This is a genomic window from Burkholderia sp. USMB20 (assembly GCF_000949135.2).
GTDB lineage: Bacteria > Pseudomonadota > Gammaproteobacteria > Burkholderiales > Burkholderiaceae > Burkholderia.
On record NZ_JTAN02000004.1, the window covers coordinates 82,482 to 99,010 of the forward strand.

Annotated in this window: 12 protein-coding genes; 5 read left to right on the forward strand and 7 right to left on the reverse strand. The window is 67.8% G+C overall.

Going from position 1 to position 16,529, the window contains the following annotated elements:
* Positions 1 to 198 precede the first annotated feature (198 nt).
* The 6 genes from PL79_RS07620 to PL79_RS07645 form a co-directional block, all read right to left on the reverse strand.
* On the reverse strand, positions 199 to 930 hold the full coding sequence (locus PL79_RS07620) for a helix-turn-helix transcriptional regulator (protein WP_044846671.1): 732 nt from the start codon (positions 928 to 930) through the stop codon (positions 199 to 201).
* Between the two features lie 424 nt (positions 931 to 1,354).
* Positions 1,355 to 2,230 carry a KPN_02809 family neutral zinc metallopeptidase gene (ypfJ, locus tag PL79_RS07625; protein WP_044846670.1) on the reverse strand — a complete coding sequence of 292 codons (876 nt, stop codon included), beginning with the start codon at positions 2,228 to 2,230 and terminating at the stop codon, positions 1,355 to 1,357.
* Positions 2,231 to 2,594: 364 nt separating this feature from the next.
* Positions 2,595 to 4,622 (reverse strand): sigma-54-dependent Fis family transcriptional regulator, encoded by a 2,028-nt coding sequence (locus tag PL79_RS07630; protein WP_235879227.1) that lies wholly within the window; start codon positions 4,620 to 4,622, stop codon positions 2,595 to 2,597.
* A 348-nt stretch (positions 4,623 to 4,970) separates the two neighbouring features.
* Positions 4,971 to 5,477, reverse strand: coding sequence for an acetone carboxylase subunit gamma (locus PL79_RS07635; protein ID WP_034180969.1), 507 nt, complete (start codon positions 5,475 to 5,477; stop codon positions 4,971 to 4,973).
* A 40-nt stretch (positions 5,478 to 5,517) separates the two neighbouring features.
* Complete coding sequence (locus PL79_RS07640; RefSeq protein WP_044846667.1) at positions 5,518 to 7,842, reverse strand: hydantoinase B/oxoprolinase family protein; 2,325 nt, start codon at positions 7,840 to 7,842, stop codon at positions 5,518 to 5,520.
* Between the two features lie 11 nt (positions 7,843 to 7,853).
* Positions 7,854 to 9,998: a hydantoinase/oxoprolinase family protein gene (locus PL79_RS07645; RefSeq protein WP_193759819.1), complete on the reverse strand. Its 2,145-nt coding sequence runs from the start codon at positions 9,996 to 9,998 to the stop codon at positions 7,854 to 7,856.
* Between the two features lie 430 nt (positions 9,999 to 10,428).
* Between PL79_RS07645 and PL79_RS07650 the strand changes: the two genes are divergently transcribed.
* The 5 genes from PL79_RS07650 (at position 10,429) to PL79_RS07670 (ending at position 15,446) form a co-directional block, all read left to right on the forward strand.
* Positions 10,429 to 11,220 (forward strand): SDR family NAD(P)-dependent oxidoreductase, encoded by a 792-nt coding sequence (locus PL79_RS07650; protein WP_044846666.1) that lies wholly within the window; start codon positions 10,429 to 10,431, stop codon positions 11,218 to 11,220.
* 221 nt (positions 11,221 to 11,441) lie between these two features.
* Positions 11,442 to 12,500 carry a LysR family transcriptional regulator gene (locus PL79_RS07655; RefSeq protein WP_044846665.1) on the forward strand — a complete coding sequence of 353 codons (1,059 nt, stop codon included), beginning with the start codon at positions 11,442 to 11,444 and terminating at the stop codon, positions 12,498 to 12,500.
* Positions 12,501 to 12,599: 99 nt separating this feature from the next.
* Positions 12,600 to 13,286, forward strand: a complete 687-nt coding sequence (locus PL79_RS07660) for a DUF4286 family protein (RefSeq protein WP_044846664.1) — start codon at positions 12,600 to 12,602, stop codon at positions 13,284 to 13,286.
* 89 nt (positions 13,287 to 13,375) lie between these two features.
* Positions 13,376 to 14,695, forward strand: a complete 1,320-nt coding sequence (locus PL79_RS07665) for an MFS transporter (protein WP_044846663.1) — start codon at positions 13,376 to 13,378, stop codon at positions 14,693 to 14,695.
* A gap of 49 nt (positions 14,696 to 14,744) precedes the next feature.
* A complete protein-coding gene (locus PL79_RS07670; protein ID WP_044846662.1) occupies positions 14,745 to 15,446 on the forward strand; it encodes a DUF2848 domain-containing protein in 702 nt (233 codons plus the stop codon).
* 75 nt (positions 15,447 to 15,521) lie between these two features.
* On the opposite strand, the gene PL79_RS07675 is transcribed toward PL79_RS07670, so the two are convergent.
* Positions 15,522 to 16,502 (reverse strand): NAD-dependent epimerase/dehydratase family protein, encoded by a 981-nt coding sequence (locus PL79_RS07675; RefSeq protein WP_044846661.1) that lies wholly within the window; start codon positions 16,500 to 16,502, stop codon positions 15,522 to 15,524.
* Positions 16,503 to 16,529: the final 27 nt, after the last annotated feature.

Genomic DNA, 16,529 nt, shown 5'->3' on the forward strand with positions numbered 1-16,529 from the left:
GGAACGTGGAATGGCGGCGGGCGAGCGTCGCGTTATCGTCGGATCGATGGCGGGGTGTGGCGTGGTGCGATGCGGTGCGACGTGGACGTGGACGTGGACGTGGATGCGGACGCGGGTGCGGGTGCGGGTGCGGATGCGGATGCGGATGCGGATGCGGATGCGGATGCGGATGCGGATGCGGATGCGGATGCGGAAAAGCTACAGGAACAACGCGCCGACCAGCTCGGTGCGGTTCGACACGCCGAGCTTCCGGTACATGCGCATCAGATGCGTCTTGATGGTCGGCTGGCCGAGCGCGAGATCGCGTGCGATTTCCTTGTTCGAGCGGCCGTCGCGTACGAGTCGCGCGATCTGCTCCTCGCGGTAGGTCAACCGCTCCTCGCAACCAATCCGGTGAATCCCGCGCCGCGCGCGCAGCAGCGGGGCCAGCGCGGCTTCGGCGACCGGCTGCAGCCGTGCCAGCGCGTCGATCTCGCCTGATGCGTACCGGCCCGCTGTGCGGTTGCCGTCCGCGTCGCCCGTCCCGAAGCGCAGCAGCGAAAACGCGCCGACCGTGCGGCCCGCGTCGTCGCGCAGCCAGATCTCGACGACGTCGGCCACATCGTGCCGTCGCAGGAAACGGGTCCAGTACGCGGACGCATCGCGTCTTTCGTCAGGCAATTGGGACGCGAGCGTCACGACCGCACGTTCACCTGCCGCGCAGCGCGACGGGTGCAGCGGATCGAGCATCCGGTAGCGCGCGATGTAGGTGCGATGCATCGCCTCCGGCATCCCGAACAGCTCGAAATCGGCCGGCTCGCCGCTCAGGTCGAGCCGGTAGAACACGGTCGCGGACGGGCTCGCAAACGCGTCGAACGCATCGACGCACGCGCGTAGCGCGCGCTGCCAGTCGGCGGCTTCGTGGTCGGCGGAAGCGGATGAGGTCGGCATGATGGGAGCGGCCGGCGGCCGAACGCGTCGAAGGTCGGGCCAGCCTACCCGCGCCGAAATGGGCCGGTGAGCACAAATCGGCAATTCGTCCGCAGGGGGCGGATGACGAAGCTGCCGGCCATGTCGCGACAACGGAGCCTGCGACGGAAAGGCATGCGCCGTGAGCCGTGCGGACGATGATGGCTGTCGACGGTGGCGCGAGACATCGCACGCACGGGCCGTGTCCCGACGACAGAATCCGCGTCGGATAGGCATGCGCCGCGCGCCGTGCGATCGAAAATGGATGTCGAGGGCGGCGCGGAACATCGCGCGCCGATCGAGCGCGATCGGAATGATCAGCGAAATGCGCGGAGCGGCCGCACGCGCGGCCGCGAAACGGCGGCGCGGCAGCGTGTGCGCCGCGCCCGGTCAGTCAGGGTCCGCGTCAGTGCGCGTTCGCGGCGAACGTGTCGCAGGCGCTTACTTCACCCGACTCCATCCCGCGCCGCAGCCAGTACACGCGCTGCTCGCTGGTGCCGTGCGTGAAGCTCTCCGGCACGACATAGCCCTGGCCTTGCTGCTGCAGCCGATCGTCGCCGATCGCAGCCGCCGCCTTCAGCCCCTGCTCGAAATCGCCGGGCTCCATCAGCCGCTGGTTCGCGCGCTGCGCGTTGTTCGCCCACACGCCGGCGAAGCAGTCGGCCTGCAGTTCCATCCGCACCGACAGCGCGTTCGAGCGCGCTTCGCTCGAACGGCGGCGCGCGGCATCGACCTTGTCGGAAATGCCGAGCAGGTTCTGCACGTGATGGCCGACTTCGTGCGCGATCACATAGGCCTGCGCGAAATCGCCACCCGCGCCGAAGCGCTTGCGCAGTTCGTCGTAGAAACCGAGATCGATGTATACGTTGCGGTCGCCCGGACAATAGAACGGCCCCATCGCGGTCTGGCCGGTGCCGCACGCGGTCGGCGTCGAGTTCGTGAACATCACGAGCTTCGGCGACTGGTACTGCGCATGCAGCTGGGTGTTGAAGACGCCCGTCCACGTGCGCTCGATATTGCCGAGCACCTTGCGCGTGAACACCGCGCCGGGATCGTTCGCCGCCGCGCCCTGATGCTGCGTGGGCGCGGGCTGCGCCTGCTGCTGGCGGCCCTGCAGCGCCGATGCGCCTTCGAGCACGACGCGCGGGTCGATCCCGAAGAAATACGATGCGGCCAGCGCGACCACGATCGTGCCGATGCCGATCGTCGCGCGTCCGCCGCCGAACCCGCCGCCGCGTCGATCCTCGACGTTCACGCTTTCCCTTTCGTCGTCCAGCCTCATTGCCGGCCCTCCCTTCCTTGTCGTTGTGCTGACCGGACAGCCCCCGGCAGACGATTGATTCCCATTGCGACGTGCAGCGTCCGGCGCGCCATCGCACGGCGGCACCGCCCGGTCAGTGGTGCGGCACCATGCAGTACCGCGCCGCCTCATCGTTACACGACGCACGCGGCACCCGGGCGACGGTCTGACGCACGCGCCATTTTGCCGACCTTGGCGTCTTATCGCAAAATAAGGAGCATAGAGCGACCGGACCGGCGACATCGTCATTCTTTGCAAAATGACGGCGCGTGCGGCCCGGGAGGACGAGATGACCGGCGGAAGAACCAGGCTTGCCCGTCTGCCGCCCGGCCAGGCCTGCCGCGACTTACTTCGCGTGACCTCGACGAACGTCGCTCACTGCTTCGAGCAAGCGGTACTTGCGGATCTTTTCATAGAGCGTGCTCTTCGCGATGCCGAGCTGACTCGCTGCCTTCGTCAGATTGCCGGCATGACGCGCAAGCGCGCGACGGATCGATTCCGCCTCAGCCATCTTCAACGAGTCGCCCGCATCCGGCGCGAGCGCGTCGACGGCCCGCGCGGCGCATGCATCGATCGGCGCCCCCGCGCCGATCTCGGCAGGCAGCTTGTCGGCCTTTATCACCGGGCTGTCCGACAGCAGCAGCGCCCCCTCGATCGCGTTCCGCAGTTCGCGCACATTGCCGGGCCACGGATAGCGCAACAGGCGTGCATACGCATCGTCGTCGAACGACCTCGGGGAGAGGCCATACGACTCGCACAGATGCCCGAGCCAATGCGCAATCAGCGCCGGCAGGTCCTCGCCGCGCTCGCGCAAGTTCGGTATCGACACGGTCGTGACCGCGATCCGGTAGTACAGATCCATCCGGAACCGGCCGTTCGCGACGGCGTCCTTCAGATCCCGGTGCGTCGCCGCGACCAGCCGGAAATTCACCCTGCGCGGCGTATTCTCGCCCAGGCGATAGATTTCGCTCTCCTCCAGCACGCGCAGCAGGTGCGGCTGGATGTCGAGCGGCATTTCCCCGATCTCGTCGAGAAACAGCGTGCCGCCATCGGCCGCTTCGATCTTGCCCGCCGCACCGGACTTGCGTGCGCCGGTAAATGCGCCTTCCGCGTAGCCAAACAACTCGCTGGCCAGGAGGTCTCTCGACAACCCGCCGCAGTTGAGCGCAACGAACGGACCGTCGGCGCGATCGCTCGCCTGGTGGATACCCTGCGCGAACAGTTCCTTGCCGACGCCGGTTTCGCCAAGCAGCAGCACCGGCACCCTGGACGGCGCGAGCTGGCGCGCACGATTCACGGCCGCCCGCAATGTGGCGCTGTCGCCGACGATACGCTCGAACCCTCGCGGCTCACCGCCGTGCCGTTCCCGTCCGCGCGCGATCGGAACGGCGCCGCGGGGATTCGTGATGCCCGGCGTCACGATCATGTAGCCGAGCACGTCCGCACCGTCACGCACGGTTTCGATGTGGCCGCGCGACAGCCATGCCGGCGCACTCGCCGACAGGCGGCCGTCGCCCGCGTAGTGCTCGAGTTCGGGCAGCGCGAACGCCGCGTCGCACCGGATATCGAATCCGAGCCGGCGCAACACCGGAACGACCTGCGCGTTGGCCTTGACGAGTCGGCCGCGTTCGTCGACGACGATCACCGCATCGGAGGAAGACGCACCGAAGCGTGACGCGCAGCGGTCGAGCAGGCTCAGACGGCGCGCCATGCCCTCCTTCGCGAGCCGGCTTTCGATGCGGCCCGCAAGCGATACCGCGAGCGCAAGGCTGTATGGGTTGTAGGTCTGCGCGAGCCCCGAAATGTCGATCACGCCCAATACGTGCCCGTCGCGCGGATCCTGGATGACGGTCGCCGAGCAGGTCCAGCGCTTGATGCCCGCGCAGAAGTGCTCCGCGCCATGGATCTGGACCGGCTGCCTGAGCGCGAGCGCGGTGCCGATCGCATTGGTGCCGCAATTCAGCTCGGTCCACTCGCAGCCCGGAATGAGGCCGACCTCGCGCGCAGGCTCGACGATCCGCATGTCGCCCTCCTGCTGGAGGATCATCCCGCTCGGATCGGCCAGCAGCATTACCGTACCCGTCTGCGAAAGAAAATCCCGGGTGTGCTGCATCAGCGGCAGGCTCGCATCGACGAGGCGACGGTTCGACGTGCGCCACTGCACGAGCCCGTCTTCATCGAGCGGCGGCGGCGCACGGTCGACGCCGGGATCGACGCGGCTGACGAGACAGCGCTGCCACGAATCGTCGACCACGCCGCGTACGTCGGGCGAACGCCACTCGCTGCCTGTCACCAGATGCTCCCATGCGGCCATGATGCTCGCGTCATGGCGTGGACTGGGAAACCAGTCCATCGGCGTGCCTCTCTGTTGCATGTCTGTCTCCTGGCGGTGTCGTGACGGCACCAACCGCACGGCCGTCTCAGCGGCCATTTTGTCGACTTTGTGGGGCGCCCGACCGCAGCCGGCGGCGAGCGTAGCGACTATCGTACTCCGTCCCGGCGCCTCGACGTCCGTCCGGACACCAACCACTGCAAGCAATGCGCGCGCCAGCAAGCGGTCGCCCGCACGTCGTCGCGCGGCTCGGCACGCCGTCGAGAACCGGTGGCCGAAAAGAAACCGGCCGTTCGAAAATCGAACGGCCGGAAATCGAACACTTTACGCGAACGAAGCCGAAGCGAGGCCGGCGAACGCCGAGCCACGCGGACAGCGTCAAATGTCAGATCATTGCACGCGCTCCGGAACCGGCAGCTTCACCCATTCCGCGTAGAACGCATCGATGTCGGGTTCGAAGTCGTGAATGACCGGGTACCACGGCGTAGGCGCCTCGACGTCGTGCATCGCGCCGCAAGTCGGGCAGTAGTATTCGCGATAGACCTGCCATTGCGTGTCGGGCGCCATCAAGCGTGGGTAGACCTCGTCCATCGCCTCTTCGGATTCGCGCACGAAGATGTTCGCATGCAGTTTCCAGTTGTCGCGGTAATCGCAGAACACATGGCCGCAGTCGCATTGCGTGACCCAGTGCTTCGTCGCCCATTGCTGCACGATGTACAGGTGCGGGCCGAGCGGCAACACGATGCGGTCCTTCCAGCCGAGCTTCTGCTGCAGCGCATCGACATACATCCGGAAGCGCTCGCCGTCCTTCGGCATCGACAGCATGCGCAACGTGGTGTCCCAGTCGAGCTTGCCGTCGACCATGTTCCTGATCTGTTCCTTGGTGTAGGTAGACATCTCCAGTCCTCCATGTGGGTGATAGTGCGCAGGGTCCGGTTCACTCCTCGACCAGCACCACTGTATTGACGTCGGGCATCTTCGACAGGTCCATGCGGAATTTCGAGCCGTAGGTCGGCACGTCGAGCTCGTCCTCGGTGAGCGTCCACGTGTCCGGCAACTCCCAGAACGCGCGGAACTGCTGCTCGAATTTCGTCGACAGGCCGAAGCTCGTCGCGAACATGTGCTGCACCTGTGTCGATGCATGCTTGAGGAGGATCCGCTCGCGCTCGCCCTTCATCCATTCGCGAGTCGGTTGCGAGCGCGCGAGACGCGCGTTGCGGATCTCGATGCGCCGCAGAGCGGTCGCTTGCGGATCGACCGTCCAGATGCCGTTGACATCCCGCGTCGCCACCGCCCCATAGACCTTCTGCGCGTATTCGGGCAGCAGCACCGCGTTGTTGAGATCGCGTTCGATCGCGTCGATCTCGCGGTCGAGCGGATCGCCGAAGCCGGGGCCGCCGCGCAGATAGTTCAGGTAGAGATCGTAGTTGCTGTAGCAGTCCTCCGTGGTCATGCATTGCTGGTCGCGCTTGACGACCGCGCCGGCGTTCAGGTGGTTTTCGTAATCCGGCAGGTCCGGATTCGTATCGCCGCCGAGCGGCAGGCTCTCGCCGAGCGCGATGCGCTCCTCGATGCCAGTGCGATGCGCTTCGAAACGATAGCCGGTGGCGGGCGGGTAGCCGCCCATCAGGCCCCAGTCGCTGTTCATGTAGCCGTTGCCCATGAAGAACATCGTCCAGTCCTGCGCCTTCCAGACCATGCGCAGCGTCTCGAATCCGCAACCGCCGCGGTACTTGCCGTAGCCGCCCGAATTCGACTTCACGTTGCGGCCGAGGTACAGCAGCGGCTCGGCCATCTCCCAGATCTCGATGTCGCCCATGTCGCCTTCGGGGTTCCAGATCGCGGCCGCGTGATTCAGACCGTCCTTGATCGCGCACGCGCCGGTGCCGCACGACGACGCCTCGAAGCTGTTCACCGCATGGATATCGCCGTCCTGGTTGATCCCGCCGCCCTGCAGCCAGTTCGACGTGTTGGCGTTCCCCGCGTTGACCTCCTCGAGATAGCCGCGGCTGAAGTACGCCTGCGACAGGGCGCGCCACATCGCGCTCCAGCCCGACACCAGGAAGTGCCACGCGTAAGCGTGTCCGGTGCGGCGGTCGTCCGGGTTCATCCACGCGCCCTTGGGCAGGTGGAATTCGGTGCCGAAATACGCACCGTCGTTGATGCGCTGCGTCGGCACCAGCGTCTGCGTCATCATCACCCAGATGCCGCTCGTGAACGCTACCTGGTGCGCGTTGTACGAGTGCCAGCCCCAGCGGCTCGCGCCCTCGAAATCGAGACGCCACGAGCCGTCCTTGCGAATCTCCATCTCGACCGGCGAATGCATGATCGAGTCGAGCTTCGCAAACGCGGACGACGTCTGCACGTCCGGATGGTCGTACGGCACGTCGACGAACGCGACCTTGCGATACTTGCCCGGCAGCGTCATCGCCTTGAGGCGCGTCTGCAACCCGCGCCGTCCTTCCTCGATCACCTCGAAGCCGAATTTCTCGTAGGCGTCGAGGCCCTCCTCGTCGATCACTTCCTCGATCAGATCGCGGATCATGTGGCAGCCGGCGATGCGCGTGCGCTCGTCGAGAATCCAGTACTTCGGCGTGCGAACCGAGCGCTGGCTCTCGTGCAGCCAGTCGCGCAGCGGCGTGTCGTTCACCCCTGTCTTACGGCACGTAATCATGTAGCCGTCGCCGAAACGCTGCACCTGGCCCGTCGACATCGAGCCCGGCGTCACCGCGCCGGTATCGATCACGTGCGTGACGCCGCCAACCCACCCGACCAGCTTGCCGTGCGCGAAAATCGGCACGATCGTTGCGATGTCGCACGGGTGGACGTTGCCGATCGAGCAGTCGTTGTTGGTGAACATGTCGCCGGGCTGAATGCCCGGATTGGCTTCCCAGTTGTTTTCGATCATGTACTTGATCGCCGCGCCCATCGTGCCGACGTGGATGATGATTCCGGTCGACGTGAGCACGCAGTCGCCCGCCGCGTTGTAGAGCGTGAAGCACAGCTCCCCTTCCTGCTCGACGATCGGGCTCGCGGCAATCTTCTTGGCCGTTTCGCGCGCATGCACGAGGCCGCCGCGCAGCTTCGAGAAGATCTTCTCGTAGCGGATCGGATCGCGCTCGCGCAGCTCGAGCCGTTCGAGCCCGTTGTAATGGCCGGTTTGCGCGGTGCGCTCGAGAATGCCGTCGCGAAACTGCTTGAGCGTCTGGCCGTTCTTTAGCAGATCGGCGAAGCCGACTTCCTGGCTGGACATCATGTTCATCGCATGTCTCCTTACTTGACTTCGCTGAGATGGAAGAGGCGGTGCTTGTCGAGCGTGGTGGCGAAGCCCTTCGGGACGACGAACGTCGTCGCGTCGGATTCGATGATCGCGGGCCCCGCGATCTCGTTGCCCGGCTTGAGCGACTCCATTCGCCAGATCACCGCGTCATGCCACTGCTTGTGCCGATACAGACGCCGCGTACCGATACGCGCGTCCGCCGGCGGCGTGGGGCCGGCAATGGCGTCTTCCGGCAATACCGGCTTCTGCGTGACGACCATGCCGCGCATGATCGCGCCCGTGACCGAGAAGCCCAGCTCCGGCGAGCGCGCGGAGCTCGCGTACACGCGGCCGTAGGTCTCTTCGAAGGCCGTCACGATCTTGTCCCAGTCGTCCGCACCGGACGCGCCCGCGATCGGCGATTCGATTTCGAGGTCGTTGAGCTGGCCCATGTACTGCATCCGGAAGCCCGGCCGCAATATCACGTCCCGCTCGCCGAAACCGTTGATGCGAAACTCGTCGATCACCTTGGCGGTCAGTTCGGCCCAGGCCTTCTGGATCGTCTGCGCGGCCTGCGCCTTATCGGCGTCGGACGCGAGCTGCGGCAGCGCGAGATCGACGCTCTTGTCGTAGCGATACTCGAAATCCGCGCACGCGCAGCCGAATGCCGAGAAGCCCGCCGCCCACGCCGGCACGACGACATCCTTGAAGCCGAGGCCCTCGGTGTAGCCATAGGTATGAACCGGCCCCGCGCCGCCATACGAGAAGCACACGAATTCGGTCGGGTTGTACCCTTTCGCGCTGACGTTCGAGCGCAGGTATTCGCGCAGTTGCAGGTCGAGCAGCTCGATCACGCCGGCCGCCGCATCCTCCACGGAGAGTCCGAGCGGCTCGGCGATCTGCACGCGAATGTGCTCGCGGGCGCGATTCACGTCGAGCTTGATCTGGCCGCCGAGGAAGTTGTCCGGGTTCAGGTAGCCGAGCACGACGTGGCAATCGGATACGGAAACCGTCGTCAGGCCGCTGTCGGGCCAGCACGTGCCGACGCGATAGCCGGCGCTGTCCGGCCCGAGCTTGATGGCCCCGCTGTACGGATCGAGCCGCACGAAGCTGCCGGCGCCCGCGCCGACCGAATCCATCGTGACGAGCGGCAGCGACAGCACCAGGCGCGCCATGTCCGGGTCGGACGCGATCGCGAATTTGCCCTTCGTGATGAGCGCCATGTCGAACGACGTGCCGCCGATGTCCGAGCATGCGATGTTGTCGTAGCCGAGCGCCTCGCCGAGGAGCTTCGAGCCGATCACGCCGCCGATCGGCCCCGACACGATGGTGCGCGCCAGTTCCTTCGCTTTCCAGCTGATCGTGCCGCCGTGCGTCGCCATCACGCGCAGGTCGAATTTCGCGCCGTGCTTGCGGAAGCGGTCGCTGACTTTCCTGAGCGTCTGCCGCGACGGCTCGGCCGCATACGCTTCGAGCACCGTCGTGTTCATCCGGTGGCTTTCCTTGCGCTGCGGGTAGTAGTCGACCGATGCGAACACCGGGAGATCGACGCCGCGCGCAGCCAGCTCGTCGCGCACGATGTCCCGCGCCTGGCGCTCGCTCGCGGCGTTTTTGTGCGACTGAAGAAAACAGATGACGATCGCTTTCGCACCGGCGGCGACGAGCTCCCGCGTAGCCTGCCGCACTTCGTTTTCCCGCAGCGGAATCACGATCTCGCCCTGGACGTCCGTACGCTCGGTGACACCTCGCGTTCGCGACAACGGCACGAGCGGCTCGTCGTAGCGGTGCGTATTCAGGTGGATGCGCTCTTCGAGCGCGTACCCGAGGTAGCTCTGGATCGCCCGCCCCATCAGGTGCACGTGCTCGAAGCCCTTGTTGACGAGCAACCCGACGTCGAGCCCCTTGCGCTGCACGACGCGGTTGAGCATCGCAGTGCCGGAATACACGCAGGTGACCAGTTCCGGATAGACGTCGTCGACGTCGCGTTGCCAATGCGCGAGCGCGTCCTGCGACGAGTTGAAGATCGCGAGTGATTCATCCTCCGGATTGCTTTGCGCCTTGCCGACGACAAACCGTCCGTCCTCGCGCACGAAGAAGGTGTCGGTCATCGTGCCGCCCGCGTCGATGCCCAAGACCTGGACTTGCGAAAGTCCTTCCATGGTGATGTCTCCAATGATTGAAGTCGTGATGAGCCGCGCTCCGGTTCGAACGGGGTCATCGTTCGATCCCGGGCGTCGGCTCATCTGCAAGGAGGCAACAACCGTGCCATTCGGTGGATCCGGCCGATCGGCGCGCCCCGGTCAAGCCAGGCGGGGCGCCCATCGGATGGAGCGGGTTGCTTCGGGCAGGCGACTCACCTTGGACGTCCGGATTCCGGACTGGTCAGGCGTCCGAATATCAGTCGGCTCCCCCGGCGGGCGGGTGCACGCTTGCCCCGGATCAGGAACGGAGGCAGCGCGGGCGCCTCGCCGTGCGGCGTGACGTCATCGCCGGCCGTCGCCCCTCATTCACGTTCATCCTTTCGGCTGATACCGGCATTCATCCGTGCCGCCTAAAGTGACCGGAAACGCCCCCCTTACGGAGAACGACATGACGCACCCGCAACCCCGTACGATCGCGATCACCGGCGCCGGCACCGGCATCGGCGCCGCGTGCGCGCGCCGCTTCGCCGCCCGCGGCGACCGCGTCGTACTGATCGGGCGGCGCCGCGCACCGCTCGACGCGCTCGCCGCCGAGACGGGCGGCCTCGCGCTCGCCGGCGACGCCGCGAGCACGGCCGACTGGACCCGCTTCCTGCCGGAGATCGCCGGGCGGTTCGGCCCCGTCGATGCGCTCGTCGCGTGCGCGGGCGGCCACGGTCTCGGCCGCGCGGACGAAACCGACGACGCGCAATGGCGCGACGCGCTGCATGCGAACCTCGATACCGCGTTCGTCAGCGCACGCGCGTGCCTGCCCGACTTGATCGCGCAGCGCGGCAGCATCGTGCTGGTCGCGTCGATCGCCGCGCTCGCGGCCGGGCCCGGCGTATGCGGCTATACGGTCGGCAAGCATGCGCTGCTCGGGCTCGCGCGATCGCTTGCACGCGACTACGGGCCGCACGGCGTGCGCGCGAACGCGGTGTGCCCGGGCTGGGTCCGCACGCCGATGGCCGATGCAGAAATGGAACCGCTGATGTCCGCATACGGCGACACGCTCGACGGCGCGTATGCCCGCGTGAGCGCCGACGTGCCGCTGCGGCGCGCGGCCGATCCGGACGAGATCGCGGCCGTGTGCGCATTCCTGGCATCACCGGATGCGTCGTTCGTAACGGGCGCAACGCTCGTCGCCGACGGTGGCGCAACGGTCGTCGACGTGCCGACCCTCGCATTCGACACGCTTTGATGCATGGGGATACGCCGCCCGCACCACGCTTCTTCACTGCACGGGGACGCATCGCCCGCGCGCGCATCGTGACGGGCGGCCGCGCTCGCCGCCGGTACGCGACCGCCCGTTCCCTCGCCCGGCGCATGCACCACGCCGCGCGCGCTTCCCACCCCGGAAATCCGCTAACATCGACCGATCCCGCCGCCCCCGCGCGGCCCTGCCTCACCGATCGGCATTCGATGAACATCCGGTTTCTTGAAACCTTCGTCTGGCTCGCGAAGCTGGAGAACTTCCGGCTCACGGCCGAGAAACTGCACACGACGCAGGCGGCCGTGTCGAGCCGCATCGCGTCGCTGGAAGAAGCGTTCGACGTGCGGCTGTTCGACCGCAACACGCGCTCGGCGACGCTCACGCCCGCGGGGCGGCGCATGCTCGCGTACGCGGAACGCATCGTGCGGCTCGACAGCGAGATGCGGCGCGACATCGACGCAGCGAGCGACGCGGGGCTGATCCGGATCGGCGTGATCGAGTCGATCGTGCACAGCTGGTTTCCGGCACTGATGGCGCAATTGCGCGAGCGCTATCCGCGCCTCGACGTCGAGATTACCAGCGACACGACACTGCACCTGATCCGCCTGCTTAGCACCGACGGCGTCGACCTGATCCTGCAGACCGACCCGGTGCCGGGCCCCGACTTCACGAACCTGCCGCTGTGCGAATTCCCGGTGCGCTGGGCGGCGAGCCCGCGTCTCGGGCTCGGCGGCGAACGGCTCGACGTCGCGCGGCTTGCCGCGTACCCGATCATCAGCTTCTCGCGCCACTCGGGCCCGCACGCGACGATCGAGCGGTTGTTCGCGGCCGTCGAGCGGCCGGCCAGCATCAACTGCATCACGTCGGTCGCCGCGATGATCCGGCTCGTCGCCGACGGTTTCGGCGTGGCCGCGCTGCCGCCCGCGATCATCGGGCGCGAACTGCAGGAAGGCGCGCTCGAACTGCTCGACGTCGAACCCGAATTCCCCGCGCTGCCGCTCGTCGCGTCGTATCGCACGCAGGGGCTGCCGGTCGCCGCGCGCATCGCGGAACTGGCGAGCGAAGTCGCGCGCGCAATGCCGGCGGTTTCCAGTCATGCGAGGCCCGCCGCGTCGGCAAAGGCCGAGGCCGAAACCGAAACCGAAACCGACATCGTCGACAAGTCCCCCGCCCGCTCGGCGAAAAAAGCCCGACCCGCGTCGGCAAAACGCACGCCCCAATCCGCGTCGCCCGCCCCCTCGGCGAAACGCCGCCCGCGCCGCTCATAAGAAAACCTGTTCACCGCGAATTTGTTTTCTTGTTGGACGGGTGCGGCCCGTCTTCGGGACACTGCGGTTCCTGACACACCCCGTCACAAGGAACCCGCCATGTCCCGCCTTTCCCTTCCGCACGGCCAGCTCTGCGTCTGGACGGACATCGATCCCGCGCACGAAGCCGATTTCAACGCGTGGTACGACCGCGAGCACATGCAGGAGCGTGTTGCGATTCCCGGCTTCACGCATGCGCGGCGGTTTCGCGCGACCGACGGCGGCCCGCGCAAGTACCTCGCGCTGTACGTGACGGACACGCTCGACGTATTCCATAGCGACGCGTACCGGCGCGCGTTCACGCAGCAGACCGCGTGGTCGCTCGCGAACTTCGAACGGATGACGGGCACGCAGCGGCGGGTCGGCGACCTGACGATCGAGGCCGGCGACGGCGAAGGCATGCATCTCGCGCTGTTCGTGCTACCGCCGGAGCGCGTCGACGTGCCGCACCTGCGCGAGCGCTTCGACGCGGCGCTGCACGAACCCGGCATCCACGCGGCCCGGCTGTTCCGCACCGCGCCGGACCTGTCCGCGCCGATCGGCGCCGATGCGGCCGCGCGTCCGGCCGCCGACGCGCTCGTGCTGATCGAGGGCAGCGATGCCGCGGCCACGCGCCGCGTCGCCGCCGCGATCGCCGGTCACGACGACGTGCGCACCTTCGACCTGCTGTGGCGCGCCGCCGCGCCGCAGCCGGCTGCCGGTCGCGACGCCCAAGCAAAACCGGCCGCCGCCGCGCTGCCCGCCTGAACGCCGACGCCGCCACCGGCCGCGCCGTCCGTGATCCACACGCGGCCCGCGCATCGGTCCCCGCGCGTCCCCCCGTCCTCCTTCACGACATGCCCGACACCATGAGCACTCTCGCCCAGCCCGCCGCCCACGCGCCCCGCCGCGTCCGCAACAGCCGACTCGCGACCGCGAGCATGATCGGCACGTCGCTCGAGTGGTACGACTTCACGATCTACAACACGCTCGCCGCGCTCGTCTTCAACCACCTGTTCTTTCCGTCGGTCGATCCGCTGGCCGGCACGATCCTCGCGTTCTCGACCTATGCGGTCGGCTACGTGTCGCGTCCGCTCGGCGGCTTCGTGTTCGGCAACCTCGGCGACCGCATCGGCCGCCGCGCCGTGCTGATGCTCACGCTCGTGCTGATGGGTGTCACGACCGCGCTGATGGGCGCGCTGCCGACCTATGCGCAGGCCGGCATCCTGAGCCCGATCCTGCTCGTCGCGCTGCGCTTCGTGCAGGGTGTCGCGCTCGGCGGCGAATGGGCCGGCGCAGTGCTGCTGTCGGTCGAGCACGGCGACCAGAAACGGCGCGGACTGTCCGCGTCATGGACACAGATCGGCCCGTCGTTCGGCACGCTGCTCGGCACCGGCTGCATCGCGCTCGTGACGCTCTCCACCACGTCCGACGCCTTCCTGTCGTGGGGCTGGCGCGTGCCGTTCGCGGCCAGCGCGCTACTCGTCGTATTCGGTTTCTGGCTGCGGCGCGGCGTCGACGAAACGCCGCAGTTCGAGCAGCTCGCCGAGTCGCACGCGACCGCCGACGTGCCTGTCGCCGAAGTGCTGAAGTGTCACTGGCGGCGCCTGCTGATCGCCGGCGGCTCGCGGATCGGCTCCGACGTGCTGTACGCGCTGATCGTCGTGTTCACGCTGACCTACGTGACGACCGTGCTGCACCTGTCGCGCCCGGTCGCGCTGACGGCCGTGATGATCGGCACGGCCTGCAACGCGCTCGCGGTGCCGTTCTTCGGCGCGCTGTCGGACCGCTTCGGACGCCGTCCGGTATACCTCGCCGGCGCGATCGCCGGGATCGTATGGGCGTTCGTGTTCTTCGCGATGCTCGATTCGGCGCGGCCGGGCGCGATCGTCGCGGCGGTTGCGATCGGCCTCGTGATCCATGCTGTGATGTACGGCCCGCAAGGCGCGTTCGTCACCGAACAGTTCCCGACCCGCGTGCGTTATGCGGGCTCGTCGCTGGCCTACACGCTCGCCGGCATCGCCGGCGGCGGCTTCGCACCGCTCGTGATCGCCACGCTGTTCCGCCAGACGGGCACGACGACGGCCGTATCGCTGTACGTCACCGCGGCGCTCGTCGTCACGTCGATCGCGCTGCTGGCCGCGCGCGAGACCGCGCACCGGCCGCTCGCGGATTGAACATCCCCGCCGGTCGTTTCACTCATTCGCACTTCGAACGGATACCCGCATGCAAGCCCTGTCGTTCAACGTGATGTCCCTGCAAGGCGCGCCCGCCCAGGTCGACGTCGAGATCGAACGTGTCGTGATCGCCGGCTGGGCCGGGCGCGATCCGGACGCGATCCGCGCACACATCGACGAACTCGCGGCGCTCGGCGTCGCGCCGCCGTCGGCCACGCCGTGTTTCTATCGCGTGTCGTCCGCGCTGCTCACGCAGGCGCCGTCGATCGGCGTGCTCGGCGCACGCTCGGGCGGCGAGATCGAGTGCGTGCTGATCGACAGCCCGGTCGGCACGCTGGTGACGGTCGGCTCCGATCATACGGATCGGGAAGTCGAGGCCTACGGCGTCGCGGTGTCGAAACAGGTGTGCGCGAAACCGCTCGGCCGCGACGCGTGGCGTCATGCGGACGTCGCCGATCATTGGGACGCGATCGAGATGCGTTCGTGGTGGATCAAACCCGGCGGCGAGCGCGTCGCATATCAGCACGGCGCGGTCAGCGGGCTGCTTGCGCCCGCCGCGCTGTGGCACCGCTTCGACGACCGGCGCACGATGCCCGCGCGCTGCGCGATGTTCGGCGGCACGGTCGCCGTACACGGCGCGATCGCGGCGATGGGCGACGGTGACGCGTTCGAGATGGAACTCCACGATCCGGTGCTCGGGCGCAGCCTGCGGCACCGGTATGAGGTCGAGGTATTGCCGGTTGTCGCGTAAAGGACGGTGGCAGGTGCGCAGGCAATAAAGAACCCGCCCGCACGCGGCCCCGTCACCCGCCTTCAGCGCTCGCCGTCATCGCAAGCAGCCCAGCCCGGCCAGCGTCGCCTCTACCGCCGTATCGAGCGGCGTCACCGGCTCGCGGCCCAGCACCGCCGTCACCCGCGCGTTGTCCATCCGGAGCGGCTCGCGCCACAAATAGCGCATCTCGAGCATCTCGCGCATCGTCGTGACGAACGGCGCCGCGACCCACACGAGCCACCACGGGAAACGCCGCACCGTCGGCCGCATCCCGTGCCGCTGTGCGACGCGGCGCACGGCCTGCGCCATCTGCGTGCCGTCCGCGTCCCAGTGACCGCCGAAGTGGAAGCGCGCGAACGGCGCCAGCGTGTCGCGCCGCTCGATCAGCTCGACCATCGTGCGCGCGACGTCCGGCAGGTACGCCCATTGATGGCCGACGCCCGGCCGGCCCGGCACGCTGATGGCCGCGACGGGCCGCCCGGCCTTGACGAGCGCCTGCCCGAACCAGTTGTTGCCCGCGTGCGCCCCGAAGAAATCGCCGGCCCGCACGATGATCGTCCGGACGCCCTGCGCGGTCGCCGCCTGCAACCGCCGCTCCATCTCGACGCGGATCGCGCCCTTGCGCGTCACCGGATGCTGCGGCGCCTCTTCGCGCAGCACCGGAAACGCGTCGGGGCCATAGTTGTAGACCGTCCCCGGCAGCACGACGGTCGCCTGCGCCAGCGTCGCCGCCGCGATCGTGTTGTCGAGCATCGGCAGCACCTGCGTCGACCAGTTCCGGTAGCCGGGCGGATTCACCGCATGCACGATCACGCTGCAGCCGCGCGCCGCGCGAACCACCGCCTCGCGGTCGAGCGCGTCGCCGCGCAGCCACGCGATCCCGTCGCGCTCCACGGTCTCGGCGTCGAGCCCGCGCTTGAGCGCGCGCACCTGCCAGCCGGCATCGCGCAACTGACGCGCGACCTCGCCGCCGATACCTCCGCTCGCGCCGAGCACGAGTGCCTGTCGTTGCGTCCCGCCTGCGTTCGCCGTCATTGCCGTTCTCCGTGAATGAACCGTTGT